Source organism: Pantanalinema rosaneae CENA516 (assembly GCF_050753385.1).
GTDB lineage: Bacteria > Cyanobacteriota > Cyanobacteriia > Leptolyngbyales > Leptolyngbyaceae > Pantanalinema > Pantanalinema rosaneae.
Genome location: NZ_JBLZFZ010000002.1, coordinates 171,383 through 188,925, shown reverse-complemented (window position 1 = coordinate 188,925; position 17,543 = coordinate 171,383). Strand labels below are relative to the sequence as shown.

15 protein-coding genes are annotated in these 17,543 nt (G+C 48.2%); 5 read left to right on the top strand and 10 right to left on the bottom strand.

Translation table 11 applies throughout. The features are described 5' to 3' along the window. Nucleotides 1–2: 2 nt before the first annotated feature. On the bottom strand, nt 3–1,679 hold the full coding sequence (gene bicA, locus ACN4EK_RS01835; RefSeq protein ID WP_431655665.1) for a bicarbonate transporter BicA: 1,677 nt from the start codon (nt 1,677–1,679) through the stop codon (nt 3–5). A gap of 485 nt (nt 1,680–2,164) precedes the next feature. Here bicA and ACN4EK_RS01830 point away from each other — a divergent pair, with 485 nt between their 5' ends. Beyond that, entirely contained in the window at nt 2,165–3,649 is a 1,485-nt protein-coding gene (locus tag ACN4EK_RS01830) for a S10 family peptidase (RefSeq protein WP_431655663.1), read from the top strand. A gap of 157 nt (nt 3,650–3,806) precedes the next feature. Continuing rightward, nucleotides 3,807–4,163, top strand: coding sequence for a rhodanese-like domain-containing protein (locus ACN4EK_RS01825; protein WP_431655662.1), 357 nt, complete (start codon nt 3,807–3,809; stop codon nt 4,161–4,163). Nucleotides 4,164–4,562: 399 nt separating this feature from the next. Here ACN4EK_RS01825 and ACN4EK_RS01820 read toward each other — a convergent pair whose 3' ends face one another. The 4 genes from ACN4EK_RS01820 to ACN4EK_RS01805 all read right to left on the bottom strand — a co-directional run bounded on the left by ACN4EK_RS01820 (nt 4,563) and on the right by ACN4EK_RS01805 (nt 8,712). Beyond that, nucleotides 4,563–4,961 carry a NifB/NifX family molybdenum-iron cluster-binding protein gene (locus ACN4EK_RS01820; protein WP_431655661.1) on the bottom strand — a complete coding sequence of 133 codons (399 nt, stop codon included), beginning with the start codon at nt 4,959–4,961 and terminating at the stop codon, nt 4,563–4,565. 224 nt (nt 4,962–5,185) lie between these two features. Next, nucleotides 5,186–6,049: an energy-coupling factor transporter transmembrane component T family protein gene (locus tag ACN4EK_RS01815; RefSeq protein ID WP_431655659.1), complete on the bottom strand. Its 864-nt coding sequence runs from the start codon at nt 6,047–6,049 to the stop codon at nt 5,186–5,188. Nucleotides 6,050–6,063: 14 nt separating this feature from the next. Then, nucleotides 6,064–7,779: an ABC transporter ATP-binding protein gene (locus ACN4EK_RS01810; RefSeq protein WP_431655657.1), complete on the bottom strand. Its 1,716-nt coding sequence runs from the start codon at nt 7,777–7,779 to the stop codon at nt 6,064–6,066. Nucleotides 7,780–7,923: 144 nt separating this feature from the next. Continuing rightward, nucleotides 7,924–8,712, bottom strand: a complete 789-nt coding sequence (locus ACN4EK_RS01805) for a hypothetical protein (RefSeq protein ID WP_431655656.1) — start codon at nt 8,710–8,712, stop codon at nt 7,924–7,926. Between the two features lie 491 nt (nt 8,713–9,203). On the opposite strand from ACN4EK_RS01805, the gene ACN4EK_RS01800 reads away from it, so the two are divergent. From ACN4EK_RS01800 to ACN4EK_RS01790, 3 genes are all read left to right on the top strand, one after another. Continuing rightward, nucleotides 9,204–10,082, top strand: coding sequence for a hypothetical protein (locus tag ACN4EK_RS01800; RefSeq protein WP_431655655.1), 879 nt, complete (start codon nt 9,204–9,206; stop codon nt 10,080–10,082). Between the two features lie 137 nt (nt 10,083–10,219). Beyond that, the gene (locus ACN4EK_RS01795; protein WP_431655653.1) at nt 10,220–10,996 is read left to right on the top strand and encodes a class II glutamine amidotransferase; all 777 of its coding nucleotides are present in this window, start codon (nt 10,220–10,222) and stop codon (nt 10,994–10,996) included. Further along, on the top strand, nt 10,989–11,831 hold the full coding sequence (locus ACN4EK_RS01790; protein ID WP_431655651.1) for a sulfite exporter TauE/SafE family protein: 843 nt from the start codon (nt 10,989–10,991) through the stop codon (nt 11,829–11,831). The genes ACN4EK_RS01795 and ACN4EK_RS01790 overlap by 8 nt, the downstream gene beginning before the upstream one ends. Before the next feature lie 162 nt (nt 11,832–11,993). Here the strand turns inward: ACN4EK_RS01790 and ACN4EK_RS01785 are convergent, their stop codons facing one another. From ACN4EK_RS01785 to ACN4EK_RS01765, 5 genes are all read right to left on the bottom strand, one after another. After that, complete coding sequence (locus tag ACN4EK_RS01785) at nt 11,994–12,197, bottom strand: cytochrome P450 (protein ID WP_431655649.1); 204 nt, start codon at nt 12,195–12,197, stop codon at nt 11,994–11,996. A gap of 217 nt (nt 12,198–12,414) precedes the next feature. Next, nucleotides 12,415–15,018 carry a PAS domain S-box protein gene (locus ACN4EK_RS01780; protein ID WP_431655648.1) on the bottom strand — a complete coding sequence of 868 codons (2,604 nt, stop codon included), beginning with the start codon at nt 15,016–15,018 and terminating at the stop codon, nt 12,415–12,417. Nucleotides 15,019–15,228: 210 nt separating this feature from the next. Next, on the bottom strand, nt 15,229–15,561 hold the full coding sequence (locus ACN4EK_RS01775) for a CpeR family transcriptional regulator (RefSeq protein ID WP_431655647.1): 333 nt from the start codon (nt 15,559–15,561) through the stop codon (nt 15,229–15,231). Nucleotides 15,562–15,749: 188 nt separating this feature from the next. Then, nucleotides 15,750–16,514, bottom strand: coding sequence for a phycobilisome rod-core linker polypeptide (locus ACN4EK_RS01770; RefSeq protein ID WP_431655646.1), 765 nt, complete (start codon nt 16,512–16,514; stop codon nt 15,750–15,752). Nucleotides 16,515–16,638: 124 nt separating this feature from the next. After that, a complete protein-coding gene (locus ACN4EK_RS01765; RefSeq protein ID WP_431655645.1) occupies nt 16,639–17,499 on the bottom strand; it encodes a phycobilisome rod-core linker polypeptide in 861 nt (286 codons plus the stop codon). Between the last annotated feature and the right edge of the window lie 44 nt (nt 17,500–17,543).

Below are 17,543 nucleotides of genomic sequence, written 5' to 3'. Positions count from 1 at the left end.
GCTTAGGCTTGAACTGGGGCAGTTTTGTCATACACATGATCTACCGCATGCCGCAGAGCGTCGGTGCGATCGTCCATCATGTGTTCAGCCGTAATCAAATCAAACAAGCCTAGCCGCTCCAACCGACTTTGGATTTTTGAACTGGCACCAACCAGATAAATTTGCAGTCCTTTGTCATACGCATCTCGAATCGCATTTTCGATCGTCAGAGAAGCCGTGACACCTAACAACGGCACATCACTTAAATCGAGTACCAGGGCATCGGCATCCTTCATGGCATTATGTTCCCGAGCGATCGCCTTCGATAGTCCAAAGATCATCGGTCCACTCAGGTAAAACAGCAACACACGCCCGTTGCCTTTATCCAGCAGGTATTTGTCTTCATCGCTTAAGCGGACATCATCATCCGTATCCGTAATCAGCTTGACTTCCTGAGCTTGCAGGTTGCTTAACCGCTCGATCGTCAGGATGTTAGCAATGAAGACTCCCACCCCTACTGCCACAATCAAATCAACAAAGACCGTCAGCAACAGCACCCCATACATAATCAGGGAACCTTTGAGCGAGACTTTGTGCGATCGCTTCAAGAAACTCCAGTCCAGAATATCAATCCCGACTTTGAGAGCAATCCCTGCCAGCACTGCCATCGGAATCGGTTGAGTATAACGGGCAGCACCCAGCACCACAACTAACAAAATGAGCGCCCGAGAGATGCCAGAAACGGCTGAGGTTGCCCCCGTTTGAATATTCACCACCGTTCCCATCGTGGCACCCGCACCCGGTAAACCACCGCAGATGCCTGAGATGATATTGCCAACACCCTGACCAATTAATTCCTTATCCGACTTATGTTCAGTCCGGGTCAGGCTATCCGCGATCACCGCCGTCAGCAGGGTATCAATGCACCCTAACATCCCCAGCATCACACCATCCACAAACATCGTGGTTAACTGACCCGCCGTAAAAGTGGGTAGACGAAACTGGGGCAGACCCACGGGAATGTCACCCAGATCCCCAATACGACGAATATCGGCATCACCGAAAAGGGTCAGAGAGATCACAGTCCCTACAATCAATGCCAGCAATTGAGGAGGAACGACGCGCTTCGCCTGCTTCGGCATCAAGAAAATGATCGCCAGGGTGACAGCGCCCAGAATCACCTCGGGTGGATTGGCTTTAGTCAGCAGATCGGGAATCGCTAACACGGTACCCAACACACCACCTTTCGGAGCCGCCTGTCCCAAAAAGGGAGCAATTTGCAGAATGATCAGAATTACGCCAATCCCCGACATAAAGCCTGAGATGACGCTATAGGGCATCAGGGTGATGTACTTGCCCAACTTGAAAATGCCGAAGATGATTTGAAATAGCCCTGCCAGCATCACCACGGTAAATGCCATTGCCAAGCCGTTTTCCGGGTTAGCAGCAGTCAGACCAGCGACGATCGCAGTCATCACTACCGTCATCGGTCCGGTTGGCTCCGAGATTAGCGTTGGGGTACCGCCAAACAGAGCCGCAAAGAAACCGACACAAACCGCCCCATACAGTCCAGCAATAGGACCTGCCCCCGAGGCAACGCCGAAGGCAAGGGCAAGCGGTAAGGAAACGATCGCGGCAGTGACTCCACCAAAGATATCGCCCCGCAGATTATTAAACCGAATCTGATTGGTAATTGCCATTAATGTGAATGAAGTAAACGACTAAAAAATGGAGCATACCCAAGCATAGAATTAGCCAGAGATTGACTGAGCCAAGGCATACAGCCAACCATCCAAATAATTCTTGTTCTCGGTAGAGATAATCCGTTAGTGCAGCCTGGAATGACTACACAACAACCTTGATACGGTGTCTAGGGAAGGTATCTGCACAACAATTGTGCGGGGTTGCACAAGCAGGGTACGCTCCCAAACAGCCTGACCATAATTCCTTAAAATGCTAAATTGTTTAAAAGCAATTGATACAGGCGGTTACTTCCTTAAGTTACTATAAAGTTATCGCCAAAACTTGCGAGAACATCATTCCTGCCATTGAAAGTTCTTTGCTATTCGATAGACGTTTTATATAGTGGGAAAATTCGCTTCATCTCCCCAACAAAATTTATTCGCATAGCGGGTGTCGTCACCCATCTCCCCTAAGATCTTAGATGACGCTCGGTTGAAGCATAATGTCCGATTCTACTCCGTCCAAACATCGTCAATCCAGCACCACTACTCACACGTTATCGCTACCCAATGGGGACGTGCAGTACACAGCGATCGCCGCATGGCAACCTTTGTATGAGCGTGAGAAAGCGATCGCGGAGATCTTTCATGTCGCGTATCTGGTGGAGCATCAAGCGTCTACGCCCCGCCCCCTCACCTTCGTGTTTAATGGGGGGCCCGGTGCCGCCTCGGCGTATTTACACATGGGTGCCCTCGGGCCCCAACGGATTGTCTTTGGTGCTCAGGGAACCTTGCCTCGCCCGCCCGTCCAACTGGTCGATAACCTGGAAAGTTGGCTGAGTTTCACCGATTTGGTGTTTGTTGATCCGGTAGGCACAGGGTTCAGTCGGGCAGTGCCAGCCGAAAAGGAGCCGACGAAAGCGGAGGAGAAACCGAAAGCGGAGCCACCAGAGGATAAGGAGACAGAATTCTGGGAAGTAGAACAGGACTTAAAGGCACTGGCTGAATTTATTCAAGCGTTTCTCTCTAAGCACAATCGCTGGTTGTCGCCAATTTTCATTGCGGGGGAGAGTTATGGTGGGTTCCGGGTCGCGAAGTTAGCGCGTCAACTCCAACAGAACTTTGGCGTCGGGCTATCGGGGGCAATCCTGATTTCACCCGCATTAGAGTTCAGTTTATTAGAAGGTACGGATTACAACCTGACTTCCTGGGCAACGGTTCTGCCCTCCATGGCGATCGCGGCAGTTCATCATCACCGGGCACAACTGGTAGGCGACTCCTGGCAAACCCATTTGGCGGCGGTAGAATTATTCGCTCGTAGAACTTTAATTCCTTTATTGGCGATGGGAGATGCTTTATCCAGTGAGGAACGGCAGCAGACCTATCAACAGCTTGCCGACTGGCTGGGTCTACCTGTAGCCTTAGTGGCTCGACAGGCGGGGCGAATTGGGATTGATGTGTTTGCCAGAGAATTGCTGCGCGACCAGCAACGGATTGTGGGATTGTATGATGCTTCGATTACCGCGATCGATCCCTTCCCCGATCGACCGCTTTACGAAGGCACTGACCCGACCTTAGATGGTTTAGATCGGTTATTCACAGGAGCGATCAATAGTCATTTACGGGGCACGTTAGCCGTTGAAACAGACTTAACTTACCATTTGATCAATTTCGATACATTCAAAGCCTGGAAATTTGAACTTAAAGGTGGGTTAAAACAAGGCTTTATTGGGGCTGTAGATGATCTCCGGATTGGCATGACGCTAAATCCCTATATGCAGGTTTATATCACCCACGGCTTATTTGATCTGGTCACACCCTACTTTGCCTCCAGTCATCTGGCGGATCTAATGAAGCTCGATTCGGAGGTTCGCCCCAATTTAACGATCACACATTTTCAGGGTGGACACATGTTCTATACCTGGGATACGTCTCGGCAAGCCTGGTTTGCTGAAATGACCCAGTTTTATCAACGCGCGATCGCCTGATATCTGTTCACCATCATGCCGCTAGTGGTGATGATGAAATGAGCATCTTGATGACAACTTATTATCACTATATGGTAATATAGTTTTATAACGAATCAAAATGTTAACTGACTCGTTCCCTCAACATACTTTTGCTGGACTACACAGGAACTCTCAGATGAATCTCTTTGGCTTCAACCAACCTCAAGCTCCGGAAACCGGCAGCCTACAAAGCATTGATGCTCATACCTTAAAGCAGTGGTTAGAGCAGGACGCGGTGACGCTCGTTGACGTGCGGGAGCCGGGTGAATACGCCAGTGGCTATATCCCTGGAGCCACGCTGGTCTCCCTGTCCAGGTTTGATGCCGACAAAATTCCTCAGACCCCTAACCGAAAAATTGTCCTGTATTGCCGTTCTGGACAGCGATCGACGATGGCAGCTTACCGGTTATTCAGTCAGGGATATCAAGAGGTCGCCCATTTAGACAATGGGATTGGAAGTTGGGTCAGAGCCGGATATCCGATTCAAGCCTGATTGGAAATGTCAGGCATCTCTACTCACTAACCATCCATCCAGCTACAGTTAGGAGCGGGGATTTATCAAAGTGTAATTCTTGGCGTAGGGGCGTGGCATTGGGTAAAAAGTCTTTGCGATCGCCTCAGAAGCCTTTGTCATAGCTGGCTTCCCGCAGGGTATGCCGCGCCCGTACAGGTAAAGGGTTAAAGTTGTTCAAGTTATTTCCTTCCCGTTCCTTAATCCTGAAGTTTAGACTAATTCAAAAAACACCCCATATTTAGGAGGGGCGAACGACCGTTCGCCCTTACATATAGCGGAAAATTGCATTTAGTCTAAAGTCGAGTTTAATCGGTTAATCGACCGATCGCACAATTACGCGATCGGTCGATTAACTTAAAATTGCCAGGTTAAACATCCCTAGCCACTACACCCACAGGGCTCTGCCTGATCGTGGTCGGCATCATGGGTATGAGTATGTCCATGCTCTTCCGGCATTCCGGTGACCAGCGAGCCAACCAAATAAGCCGCTACAGCAGCATCCGGGTCAGTTTCAGGAGTGACGATCGGTTGGATTCCTTTGGACGCTAAACGACGAGCCAATCCACTGCCCATACTGCCACTAATTAGCACCTGCACATCATCTAAGGGATGCGGATCGGTGGCAGAGGTTGCATGAAAGCTCTGATCTTTAGTCAACTGTAACAACTGCTTAGTTTGCACTTCTGGCAGGTCAAGTTCATAAACCCAGAATTGTAGGCAGTGCCCAGCATGTCCCGTGATATCTGTTTGGTTGTGACTCGAAACAGCAATTTTCATTGGCAAAATTCCCAATTCGTTAAGGAAATGGAGTCACTGAACAAGTGAGGCGACTACGTCATGGGTCAGACTCTTGATCATCTCGACACCCACCAGGATGATCCCCATATAGGGTTCCATGGTTGTTCAGCGGACTTTCTCCTTAATATAACCGAATAGCTATAAAGCGGCAAAGAGATTTTCAAGTAAGGATGTTGCTGAGTTGAGTGACTGTTTGGCATAGATTAGGTGAGGGGGGCTAATAACCAACTAAACTTGCCCACACCGAAGCTAAAATAAAGGCCGATCGCGGCAATAAACACCACCACAAATGTCACCATAATCAGATAATCAGTGCGGGTCAAAATCGACTCATGCAAGTACGTGCGCTGAGAACTACCCGAAAACGCTTTGGATTGCAAGACAACTTCTAACTTTTGTGACTTTGCCAGCGCATTGAGGATCAGTGGCACTCCGATCGTGGCGTAGATCCGTCCGCGTTTGAACCAATTTAATTTTTGAAAGTTCAATCCCCGTAAGCGTTGGGCAGCAATGATCGACTGTACCTCTTCCATCAGCAGAGGGACAAACCGTAAGGTAGACGTGAAAATAAATAGAATTTTGTAAGGAATGCGGGCTTGCACCAGGCTAACGGTAATTTGATTGACATCAGTGGTAAAGATCCCTAATGGAATCACCAGCACCATCGTTAATGTTTTAAATACAATATTCAGACCATATAAAACTCCTTCCAGCGTCATGGTTGCTCCACCAATCAGCCACCAATTCATTGGCAAAGTTAGCATCGGGGTCAACTCCGTCTTTGCCATTAACGATTGCACCTGAGTCACATTAAAAAAGCCCATACTCAGGATTAGAAACAGGTAAAACGGCAGCATAAATTTCAAAATTACTGCCAGATAGTTCAGTCTGACTCCCGCGAACACACAGGCGATCGCGACACTCATTGTTAACAGCCCCCCCGCGATCGGGCTTTCCCAAAGAAATGCAATCAGGGTAACGACGACAATGATGATAAACTTTGTCCGAAAGTCTAAGCGAGTAAAGATTGAGTCGTATTTGACCGTCTGAAACTTCAAGCTTGCCATAATCAGGTTGCCCTCTAAGGATTGGGGGTGTATAAACTAGCCACTTCCTGTGGTGTGACTAACGGATAGGCTTGGTGAACCAGGTGACCGAGATGTTGGGCAAGCAGGACAGACTGCGGCGGCACCAAATAAGTAGACTGAAGCAACTGAGTTTGATGATAAGCCTGACGCAATGGTACATCTAACAAAATTGTGCCCTGTCCCATCACAATGACTCGTTGGGCATAATTTGGCATCAAATACAGGTGATGCGTAATCACAATCACTGTTTTGCCCATTTGGTGCAACTGACGGGTAACATCCAGAATCGAGCAGGCACCCTGAAAATCCTGCCCGATCGTCGGTTCATCAAAAATGACAATATCGGGATTCATTGCCAGCAGGGCGGCGATCACAATCCGAGCCCGTTCACCTTTCGGTAAGGATAGAGGATGAGCCTCTCGGTGATGCCACAATTGCATGGCTTTGAGACTCTTCATCGTCTCTTCTTTAATCTCATTTGGAGCATAGCCCAGGTAGGGCAGCGCAAAGGCAACCTCCTGTTCAACCGTAGTGCTAAAGATTTGATTATCTGGATTTTGAGCTAGATAGCCGATCGATCGCGCTAAGTCACTGACGGATAACTCTCGGGTATCGCGATCGCGCACCCGCACAACTCCCTGAGTAGGTTGCAACAGATTCAAGAAATGTTTGACAAGGGTACTCTTACCCGCCCCATTCTGCCCAATGATTAACACATACTCGCCCGGGTGAATATCCAATGACACCTGATGGAGTGCCTGTGTACCCCCCTGATAAATGTGAGTCAGGTTTTGGACGGATAGAATGGGCGGCTGATCAGGAGGAACTGAAGGCGGAAATTGCGGCGGTGGGGCAATCTGGCTGATGGGTTGTAAATCCGGTAGGGCAGCGATGCCCGTTGCCAATGTGACTGGAATAGTTGCAGGCGTAATGCCTCGTTGGCGAATCTGCTCAAAGGTTTGGCTGACCTCGGGCGATCGCAGTTGGTAGGTTTCGAGCAATTCCACCTGGGCATAGATTTCCTGCGGAGTGCCGACAGCAATCAAGCGACCTTGAGCCATTAAGGCAATGCGATCGGCATATTCCGCTAATTCTTCGGCGGCATGGGATACCATCACAATCGTGACACCCAATGCCTGCAATTTTTGGACAGTCGCAAAGACTTCCTGAGTCCCGATCGGATCAAGTTGGGAGGTGGGTTCATCCAGAATCAGCAGATCCGGTTGGATTGCCAGGGCTGTCGCGATCGCCAGTCGTTGTTTTTGTCCCCCTGATAATTCCTCTGGACTTTTTTGCTCGAATCCTTGTAACCGAACGGCAGCTAAAACGCGGGGGATGCGATCGAGAATGGTGGCACGCGGGACACAGAGATTTTCCAACGGAAACGCAATCTCATTTTCCACCGAGGTACTGGTGAGTTGGATCTCCGGGTCTTCAAACACCGTCCCCACATGACGGGCTAATTGGCTGACCGGATGTTCCAGCGTATCCATGCCAGCTACCGTAATGCGCCCAAAAAATCGCCCGCCATAAAATTGGGGAACAATCCCATTTAAGGCCAGACAGAGGGTGGTTTTTCCGGCTCCCGTCGGCCCAATAATGCCCAAGAATTCTCCCCGTCGGATGGTCAAAGAAATATCCCTGAGCACAGGTTCAGCAGATCCTGGATAGAGATAGGACACCTGATCCAGGTTAGCAATAACATCCATAACTACTTGGGAATGGAAACTAAATAACTCGGCACTTTTCTGTACGGGCGCAGCATTTGGCAGAGATTTCTGGGTTAATAGTCAGGAATTTTTACCGGATGCCACACCCCTACGCAAAATCACACCTTAATCAATCTGCAATCCTTAGTAAAGGGCTTGCTTGGGCTTGACTAGATTAATTGCCCGTAAACCAGAAATCACTCCTGTGCCAATCACCGTACCGGCAACAGAACGGATCACATTTTCCACTGGAATGATCGGAATCAGGGTAATCCAGATTTCTTGGGGCCAGTTGAGAATCAGGTAGGCAATGCTGGCGGCACTTAAATGCCCAACGCCAGAAATCGTCCAGGTGCCCATAAATAGCCCGATCGCCACCAAACCTACATTCGTACTACCGATCCAGCGAGCAAATAATTGACGAGTGGGCAACGCAAACAACAACAGCCCCGACCAATCGACAAAGGAACCCAGGATGAAATTATTTAGGGTAATGCCATTGCGGACGATCGCTTGATAGCCATACAAACAAAACTGGAGGATAAACAAAATTGTCAGCCCCAGATACCAATATCTCCGCCCATTTCGAGCCACCATCGTCCCGGCAGCAAAGCTAATCAGCATGGCAATGCCCACGGTCAACGCTGGGATTCCGGCGGTATACGGAGCAAAGAACACCCCAATTAATGTGCCAATCCCACTCGCCAGGGCACCCGCGATCGGTCCCAACAGCCACCCCAGTAAGGGTAGGATACTCTGGCTCAGGGGCATACCGCCGCCGACTGCCAGCACCACAGAGAACGGAATAAATGACAGGGCAGTTACTACCGCTGCCAACACAATGAGATAAGCGATCGGAGCCCCGTCAACTGACGCTCCACTCACGGTTTGAAACTGGCGTTCTTCCCCGGATGGAGGTAAATTTTGTTCCATAGGTAGCCTAGCCCAATCTAAACTAAGATCATAATAAAAATAACTCTAATATTGCAGTGCAACCTAGGAAATCAGTCAGTTTTACAGTTTGACATTAACTCAGATCGATTAAATAATCATAAAATTTTAAGGACTGATCGAATAGTTAAACTTTAGTAAAGTATTTCAACTTTAGTCAGCCTCTCGGTCGCATCAAATTAAAATTACCATACATAAATGTCATTTCACTACACCATCTCTGAATCCGTTGCTGATCTGATGAAAAGGGCGATCGTAAATCTGAAAACCTGTCTCCCTGGAAAGGATCGTGAGGAAGGTATGATCATGACAGACCTTATGATATATTATCGCATGTTTATAATACCCAACTGATTATTAATCATCACCCTATATCTTTTTAGCGAAACGGTATGAGGGTGGTGGTAAGCCAATTTTTTTGCTAAACAAGCTACTGATGGCGAATAGAAACGCTGCATGTGAGAACTGACGATATGCAAAATAGAGTATTCAGTCCAGAACAAGTCTCAGAGCAGCAACTATTCATGCTTGGGCAACTGTTAGCTCACAGTACCAAGTCAAAACAAGCTATCACTTCCTTAAAGGAAGCCGAGTTTAAGGTTTTTTCTCAATGGGGTGATGATGGAATTATTCAATGGTTAGTGAATCACCTTGAGTTTCCTCATGAAACATTTATCGAATTTGGGGTTGAGAACTATAGAGAATCGAATACCCGGTTCTTAATGATGAATCATAATTGGTCAGGACTAGTGATGGATGGTTCAGAAGCGAACGTATCAGAAATCACTAATTCTGAATACTTTTGGAGATACGATTTAACCGCAAAAGCGATCTTTATCCATCGTGATAATATTAATGAGCTTTTATTAGCTTCTGGCTTCGATCAAGAGGTGGGAATTCTTCATATTGATTTGGACGGCAACGATTATTGGATCTGGCAAGAGATCACAGTGATCTCACCGATCGTTGTGATCCTGGAATACAACAGTGTTTTTGGTGTTGAAAGAGCCATAACCGTTCCCTACGATCAAAATTTCTATCGCACAACTGCCCACTATAGTAATTTATATTTCGGTGCATCTCTCCCTGCACTGCACCAACTGTCTCAGAAAAAGGGTTATGCATTCATTGGTTGTAATAGTGCAGGCAACAACGCATATTTCGTGAGGATGGACAAGTTAAATCATATTGTTCACGAAGTTCCTTTGCAGAAAGGCTACGTCGCCTCTAAGTTTAGAGAAAGTATCGATCGAAACGGTCAGCCGACCTTCTTAAGGGGAACTGACCGGATCGCTGCGATTCGAGGGTTACCTGTTTACAACATTGAGACGAAGCAAATCGAAGAATTATGATGTAATTGGCAGAGTGATCAATCACGATGAATTAATTGGCGAGACGACTAGACAAGCCTGATGTAGAGAACTTTACTCGTCGCAGATTCCCGGTACAATTTACTGGCATAGTGCCTGAGCATAGCGACTGCCGACTTATGTGCCAACTGCTAGGAATGAACTGTAATGTCCCAACAGACATTTGTTTCTCGTTTGAAGGGTTTTCGGCTAGAGGCGGAAGAACCGATGAACATCAGGACGGGTGGGGAATTGCTTTTTTTGAGGGCGTAGGCTGTCGGTTATTTCTGGACGTTAAACCCTCGATCGCGTCTCCAGTGGCAGAACTGGTACGGCAATATCCGATCAAATCGATGCAGGTGATCGCCCATATCCGCAAAGCCACCTTTGGAGCCGTGGCATTAGAAAACTGTCATCCCTTCCAGCGAGAGTTATGGGGACGATACTGGGTATTTGCCCACAATGGTGATCTGCCCAACTTTGCCCCAGCCTTGGATGGAGTCTATCGTCCAGTGGGTCAAACCGATAGCGAACGCGCCTTTTGCCTAATTCTGAATACCTGGCGGCAGCAATTTCCCAATGGCAAACCAGCGTTGAACCAGCTTTATCAAGTTCTGAAAGAGATTACCGGCAGCATTAGTCAATTCGGTAGCTTCAACTACCTGTTATCCGATGGCGAATCGTTTTTTGCCCATTGTTCCACCAAACTTTGTTACATTGTGCGGCAGGCTCCGTTTGCGGCGGCTCACTTAATTGATCAAGATATGACGGTAGATTTTCAGGAGTTGACTACTCCCCAGGATCGCGTTGCCATTATTGCCACCACCCCGCTTACGGATAATGAAATCTGGACCATGATGGCTCCTGGAGAACTGCTAGTATTCCAGGATGGTTTACCCCAACGGTATGATGACTGACAATTCAGCAAACTCTCCCAGCCAGAACCCGACTTTATCCTCCCAACAGCGTTCCCGTCTGGCATTTCTCTATGCTGTACCGATCGCAACCCTGGGGGGGCTGATGGGGTTGGGGGGTGCCGAGTTTCGCTTACCCGTATTGGTCGGGGTACTGAAGTATGGGGTGCGGCAAGCGATCCCGCTTAATTTGGTCGTCAGTTTAATCACGATCGTCACCTCACTCTTGATTCGCTGGCATTCCCTCTCCTTTACTGCCGTCCGTCCGTTTTTAGCCGCGATCGCCACCTTGATTCTGGGTGCAGTCGTGAGTGCCTTTTATGGGGCAGCGTTGTCACGACGATTGTCGAATCGGCAGTTAGGGCAAACCATCCTGGGTTTATTAGTTATAATTGGCATCGCGCTCATCATCGAAGGCTGTTTACCCCAACAGTTACCCGCATTTCTGCCCAACTCTGCTGCATGGCGAGTGCCCGCGGGCATCCTGTTTGGCTTAGTGATTGGGTTGGTTAGTAGCCTATTAGGGGTAGCGGGAGGGGAAGTGATTATTCCGACCCTGATCTTTGCCTTTGGCGCTGATATTAAGACAGCGGGGTCGGCAGCCCTTTTCGTCAGTCTGCCTACGGTATTAGTAGGAATTTTTCGCTATGCTCAACAGGGTGCATTTCCCGATCGGCAGGCAATAGAAGAAACCGTAGTGCCGATGGGCATTGGTTCAGTCATAGGTGCGATCGTAGGTGGATTATTAGTCGGAATTGTGCCAGCCTGGTTACTCAAAATTGGCTTAGGCATTATCCTCAACATCTCTGCCATTAAGGTATTTCATCACCAAAAGTAACCCGATCGTCAACAGCAGCCCAGGTGAGGCATTGCCCCAATATTTAAACCGGCGATCGTTTACCAGTCAGCACCATCTCAACGCCACCCACGGGAGCCAGGGTCAACCCGCGCTGACGGGCTGGAACCGGGTGATCACTCACCAGAGCTAACTCGTAACTCATCAGGTAGCCGTGGTTTCATGCCCCGCAAACAAAAGCGTAATCAATTCATCCCGTAGCTCGGCATCGGTCAGGGCTTGTCCGGCTTCGTCCCGCACTGCCATCATTAAGCTCAGAATATCGGTGCGTCCTGTCTCTGGCTGCGATCGGCGATCGTCAATTTCCGCCTGCAAGAGATCATGCACCTGACGCTGACGGCGTTTCATCTGTTGAGGTTCAGCGATCGCTCATTTGGCTGAATTCACGCAGGTGCGATCGCATTCAACCAAGGATTTTTGACAGGAAAAACGACGATAACTTATACCACGTTATGGGCAATCACACTGTCACCTTAATTTCAGATAGAGATAATTTCCATGCCCAGCAATCCGCAAGGAATTGCCCCAGAGAGATTGAAATCACAGATGCACAGACAAACCTGGTCTAATATAGACAGGTCAACAGTGGTAGCGTTACCAAACAGGTTGTGCCTTGACTAACCTGACTGGTGATATGAATTGATCCTTGATGTAAGTCAATACACTTTTTCACCACTACTAATCCCAAGCCAGTACCAGGGATCGTGCGGACATTCTTCCCCCGATGAAACGGCTCAAACAACTGGTTATGATCAGTTTGAGGGATGCCAATCCCTTGATCTGTCACCTTGAGAGTAACTTGGTCGGTCTGAAACGTTAGGCTAAGATCGATCGCGCCGCCTTGAGGAGAATATTTGATAGCATTGGAAAGTAAATTGGTCAAAATTGAAGTGACTAATTTTTCATCCAGATAAACAGGAACTACTGCCCCCTGACAAGAAAGGGTGAGGTTATGTTGAGGGCTAGCATTCAACTGCATCTCTTCCAGCAACTGATGGCAGAGCACTTCTAGATCAAATACAGTGGGATTAAAGGTGAGTTTACCCGCTTCGGCTCGGTTAATCGTCAAAATATCATCGAGTAACTGCACCATGTTCTTGATCGAGTCTTGAATCCGGTGTAGATTGCGTAAGCGCTTATCCGAGTTATCCCATTCATCTTGACAATTTTCTAGCACTTGAGCGGCTGCTAGTGCGGTGCTGAGTGGAGTGCGAAACTCATGGGATGCCATAGAGAAAAATCGAGTTTTCAGAACACTCAGTTCTTTTTCCCGCTCTAACGCCGATCGAATTTCATCTAGCCGCTTGCGTTCTGTGATGTCACGGGCGTTCACCATGACCCGACGTGTAGCTGTGCTGTCTACGATCGGCTGGCTGATGGCTTCTAGAATTCGCCAGGACTGATCATGATGACGCGCCCGCACCTCGATCGAACTGGTTACATTAGCATATTGAGTCGCATTAGTCAGGCGATCGTGGGCAACACTCAAATCCTCAGGATGAATGAATTCAACTAGATTTTGACCAACCAGATCCGCGACAGCATACCCTAACACCTTTTCCACAGAGGGGCTGATATACATTATCGTATTATCAGGAGCAAGAATCATAATAATGTCTAAGGCATGTTCAATCAGTGAACGAAACCGTTCTTCACTTTGGCGTAGAGCTTGTTCGGCTTGCTTGCGTTCGGTTGTATCGCGCTGAACCGCGACCCAATGCGTGTAACTCCCATGACCATCCCCAACGGGCACGAGACTGAATTCATTCCAAAATTCAGAACCATCTTTGCGGTAATTAATCACTTCTACAGTGATCGGTTGCCAACGCGCGATCGCAGTTCTGACTTTATCCAGTGCTACTAAATCTGTTTTGGAACCTTGTAAAATTTGGGGAGTTTTGCCTAAAACCTCTTCTGGTTGGTAGCCAGTAATCCGAGTGAAGGCTTGATTGACATACAGAATCCGGTGACCCTGTTTATTTGTTGATGCCGCTTCTGTAATTACAACGGCATCATTGGTGTTCACAACTACAGATTGCAGTAACCTAACTTGTTCGGCTTGCCGCTTTTGTTCAGTTACATCAGCGATGACAGCAACAATCCCATTAATTTGTCCATCACTGTCCGGTAGAGGAGCCGCTGATAACACAATGTCGATCGGAGTGCCATCTTTCTTCTGTTGGCGAAACTCCAATTGTGAATAGGTTGTTCCTTGCAACACCTGGGTTTGCAGTGTGGCATAGTCCGATCGTTGGTCATTTAAGCCAATTGGATTGGGTCGATCCAGCACTTCTGCTTCCGTCCAACCAAACATTTGTTCGGCGGCCGGATTCCAAATTTTGACTTTACCTTCGCGATCGAGCATGACAATGGCACGGGGAGAAGCCATCACCAAAGCTTGCAACGTATCGTTGGTATGACGCAAAGCGATTTCCGTCCGTTGGCGTTCAACAATTTCCACCCGTAGTGATGCGTTTGCCGTTGCCAGTTCAGCTGTGCGTTGCTGAACTCGTTGTTCCAGTTGGGCATTCAGTTGTTGCAGTTGGGAGTAGAGTTCTGATTGCTGAATGGTGATCGCGACCTGGGTGGCAAGTTGCTGCATTAACTCTACTTCCCAAGTCTCCCATTGCCGAGGATAGCGACATTGATGGGCAATCAATAGTCCCCACAAATAAGGTGTGGCAGAACTGTTTGCTGATGAGGTTACTGCGTCGCTGTCCCGATTTTCTTGAATAATCGGAACAACTAATTTTGCCTTGACTCCAAACTGTTTCACAAAATCAGCTAAACACGGTTCAACATCCATTTGTTCAATGTTTGTAATGGCGCGAGTTTTGCCTAATGAATACGCTTGATGGTACTCACTAGGAAATACTTCTTCGGGAAAAGTTTCTCCTAAAACACTGGGATAGGGCGATAATACTGTTTCATAAATTGCACTGCCTGTACCATCGTTCCACAACCGATAAATCAGCACCCGATCGACGTGCAGAAACTGCTGCACCTCTGCCACAGTCGTTGCTAACACTTCATCTAAGTCCAACGAGCGGCGAATGTACTGAGCAATTTGATTGACTAACCGCTCACGATCGGTTTGTTGCCGTAATAGGTTCTCAGCCTGACGACGGCGAATCACTTCCTGCTTGAAGTACCAATAAATGGCCGTCAAACCGAGAATGCTAAGACCAACAGCACTGGCGATGAGGTACGGTTTACTCAGTAAGAGGTGTAACATGCAGCGGCATGAACCAGGAAAATGCTAATATCCCCATGATAAACCCACCGGAAGCAATACCCGATCGCAGAGATGGAGAATCGAGCGATCGGTCAATCTCCAGAAAACTCTTACCCCAAAATGCTTTTGAATAAATCGCTGTTGCTAAACTTGTTGATCGAAGCGGGTACGAAAACTGCCGTATTTAATCCAATATTGTTTCAAGTCATGGTTTGGGGTATGCAGGCTCGCTTTCGCCCGATACAGAATGACCTGGCGATGATCGCCCATCCAAACTTTGCCGACCGAATCGACTGAAATAATACTGCCTCCTAAGGCGGCAATACATTCAGTAAATCGTTCAACCGCTGAATAATCAACCGTCTCAAAGATAAAAAAGCTGCCCGAACAAATCACATGGCGGCTGCGAATCCAACACTGCAACTTTTTATGAGCAGTTGGCAGCAGCATTCCAGGCAGAGTTGTCAGAATACTCATAATGGCTCAGCAGCGAAGTTCGACAATTGATGAAAATGTAGAGAAAAGAAACCTACCCTAACCAGTCGCTAGGGTAGAGGGCTATTACATCTTGGTAAGGCAAAATCCAACCGGGAACTACACGGTCAGTGCAGACCATGGTTGAATTTTATTCGTTACTTAAGCCAGCCACTTGACCGGAGATCTGATTACACCTCGGTAATGCTGACAATTCTGCCAGAGGTACGATTGATCCGTTGAATTTGGGGTGTCATGTTGTCACCGGAAACCAGATAAGTGGTTGTGCTGACCCGGCGTGGACTATCAAACTTGGAACCTTGCACAACAATTTTGAATTTCTTTTTGTTAGCTTCGCCGGAACTACCAAACTTAGCACCAGCAGGGACAATTTTATTACCACTGTTAGTGGCAACTGCATACACTAATTGTGAGGATTTAACCGCACTGTCAATATAAGCGGGACCTCGATCGAGGACAAACATCCGGTTATAGCCCACCTGCTTGGCATTAGCGGCACTACTCTTACCCCGATCGTAGGGCACAATATTTTCACCGAATGCCGTTTGATATTCCGCACTGTCGATGTAAGAGTCAATTTCGGCATCATAGCCCTGCTCAATACACCGCACAATATGTTCCGAAACTTCACTTTGATCCTGAGGGGCGCGACCCAGTAAGTGAATAAAGTTGAGTTCTACAAACCGATAGGGAGCACAGGACTCAAAATAGCGAGAGCGATAGAAGTCCGACTTGGCAACGACCCGGACAAAATCTCGCACACTAATCGAGCGATCGCATAGCTGGGATTCCGCTGTCACCAGACGTTCGCTCTCCATGATGTGAGGATTGCCTAACACTTGTTTATAAACTGCTCGAATCACAGCCTGGACATCATTTAAGGAACTGGTAGAGCGCAGCTCTATAGGATCAGTATTAATAACACCGCTGCCCATGAAATTTCTCCCAATTAATTCAAAAACTGTAAACTGATAGCCTTTGGTAGATTACTTACGAAGCATAGCGTTGAGTACTACTTTGACATTAATCAAGCTACTAATCCTATGCTTCTCAATCTATTTATACGGCAGTAATGCTGGCAATCACTCCGCCCTGGCGATGAATTCGCTGATAGGTGGCAGACAACTCACTGAACGGCACTAAATACACCTGGTTGCTACGCCGGAACTGCGACACCGCTTTCACTGTCTTACTACGGTAGCCTGTCACCTCAATCCGGTAGACCTTACCCTTGTCATCCGCTCCTACACCTAACCGTGTTCTCGCACTACCACTCGGATCTGAGAATGTCGCGCCACTACTACCTGGAGAGACAACGGCGGTGGGAATCGCTTGAATCACCAGCGCATTCAGTCGCGGTGAAGTTCCAGCTAGATTCCCCTTCAAGCTACTACTGGATGCCCCTCGCACTAACTGAAAGGTGTGAGTAAACTGCACCAGACTTTGGCATGCCTCACTCTGATACCCACGAATGTAGGGCACGATGTTCTCGCCAAAGGTCGATTGATACTCGTCACTATCGACGTAGGCATCAATCTCCGCTGCAAAGCCCTGGGTATCGAGAATCATGCTGTGGTAACGCATTTCTTCCAGGTCGCGGGGCGATCGACCCAACAGATGGCGAAAGTTGAGTTCGATCGCCCGGTAGCGGGCACAACTGGTAAAGAAGCGAGCGCGATAGAGGTCAGACTGGGCGACGGCGCGGACGAATTCGCGCACACTCAGGTCACCCCGTTTGAACTGGGATTCAGCCACTGTAAGGCGTTCGCTGTCCATGACATAGGCATTGCCGAGGACTTGGCGGTAGACGGCGCGAATCACCGTTTCGGCAGTATCGGGGGTGTCACCGGACACCCATTCAACGGGTGGGGTTTCATCGAACAGGCTCACCCCTAAACGAGAAGCAGGTCCAAAAGGCATGGATGTTTTCTCCAGAAACAGAACAGAGGCTGGGAAGCGGCGGG

What these genes read in the sequence shown, in the direction of transcription:
- ACN4EK_RS01790 (WP_431655651.1), top strand. Translation starts at nt 10,989, where the DNA reads ATGACTGACAATTCAGCAAACTCTCCCAGCCAGAACCCGACTTTATCC.
- ACN4EK_RS01800 (WP_431655655.1), top strand. Translation starts at nt 9,204, where the DNA reads ATGCAAAATAGAGTATTCAGTCCAGAACAAGTCTCAGAGCAGCAACTA.
- ACN4EK_RS01765 (WP_431655645.1), bottom strand. Translation starts at nt 17,499, where the DNA reads ATGCCTTTTGGACCTGCTTCTCGTTTAGGGGTGAGCCTGTTCGATGAA.
- ACN4EK_RS01830 (WP_431655663.1), top strand. Translation starts at nt 2,165, where the DNA reads ATGTCCGATTCTACTCCGTCCAAACATCGTCAATCCAGCACCACTACT.
- bicA (WP_431655665.1), bottom strand. Translation starts at nt 1,679, where the DNA reads ATGGCAATTACCAATCAGATTCGGTTTAATAATCTGCGGGGCGATATC.
- ACN4EK_RS01815 (WP_431655659.1), bottom strand. Translation starts at nt 6,049, where the DNA reads ATGGCAAGCTTGAAGTTTCAGACGGTCAAATACGACTCAATCTTTACT.
- ACN4EK_RS01795 (WP_431655653.1), top strand. Translation starts at nt 10,220, where the DNA reads ATGTGCCAACTGCTAGGAATGAACTGTAATGTCCCAACAGACATTTGT.
- ACN4EK_RS01770 (WP_431655646.1), bottom strand. Translation starts at nt 16,514, where the DNA reads ATGGGCAGCGGTGTTATTAATACTGATCCTATAGAGCTGCGCTCTACC.
- ACN4EK_RS01820 (WP_431655661.1), bottom strand. Translation starts at nt 4,961, where the DNA reads ATGAAAATTGCTGTTTCGAGTCACAACCAAACAGATATCACGGGACAT.
- ACN4EK_RS01805 (WP_431655656.1), bottom strand. Translation starts at nt 8,712, where the DNA reads ATGGAACAAAATTTACCTCCATCCGGGGAAGAACGCCAGTTTCAAACC.
- ACN4EK_RS01810 (WP_431655657.1), bottom strand. Translation starts at nt 7,779, where the DNA reads ATGGATGTTATTGCTAACCTGGATCAGGTGTCCTATCTCTATCCAGGA.
- ACN4EK_RS01825 (WP_431655662.1), top strand. Translation starts at nt 3,807, where the DNA reads ATGAATCTCTTTGGCTTCAACCAACCTCAAGCTCCGGAAACCGGCAGC.
- ACN4EK_RS01775 (WP_431655647.1), bottom strand. Translation starts at nt 15,561, where the DNA reads ATGAGTATTCTGACAACTCTGCCTGGAATGCTGCTGCCAACTGCTCAT.
- ACN4EK_RS01785 (WP_431655649.1), bottom strand. Translation starts at nt 12,197, where the DNA reads ATGAAACGCCGTCAGCGTCAGGTGCATGATCTCTTGCAGGCGGAAATT.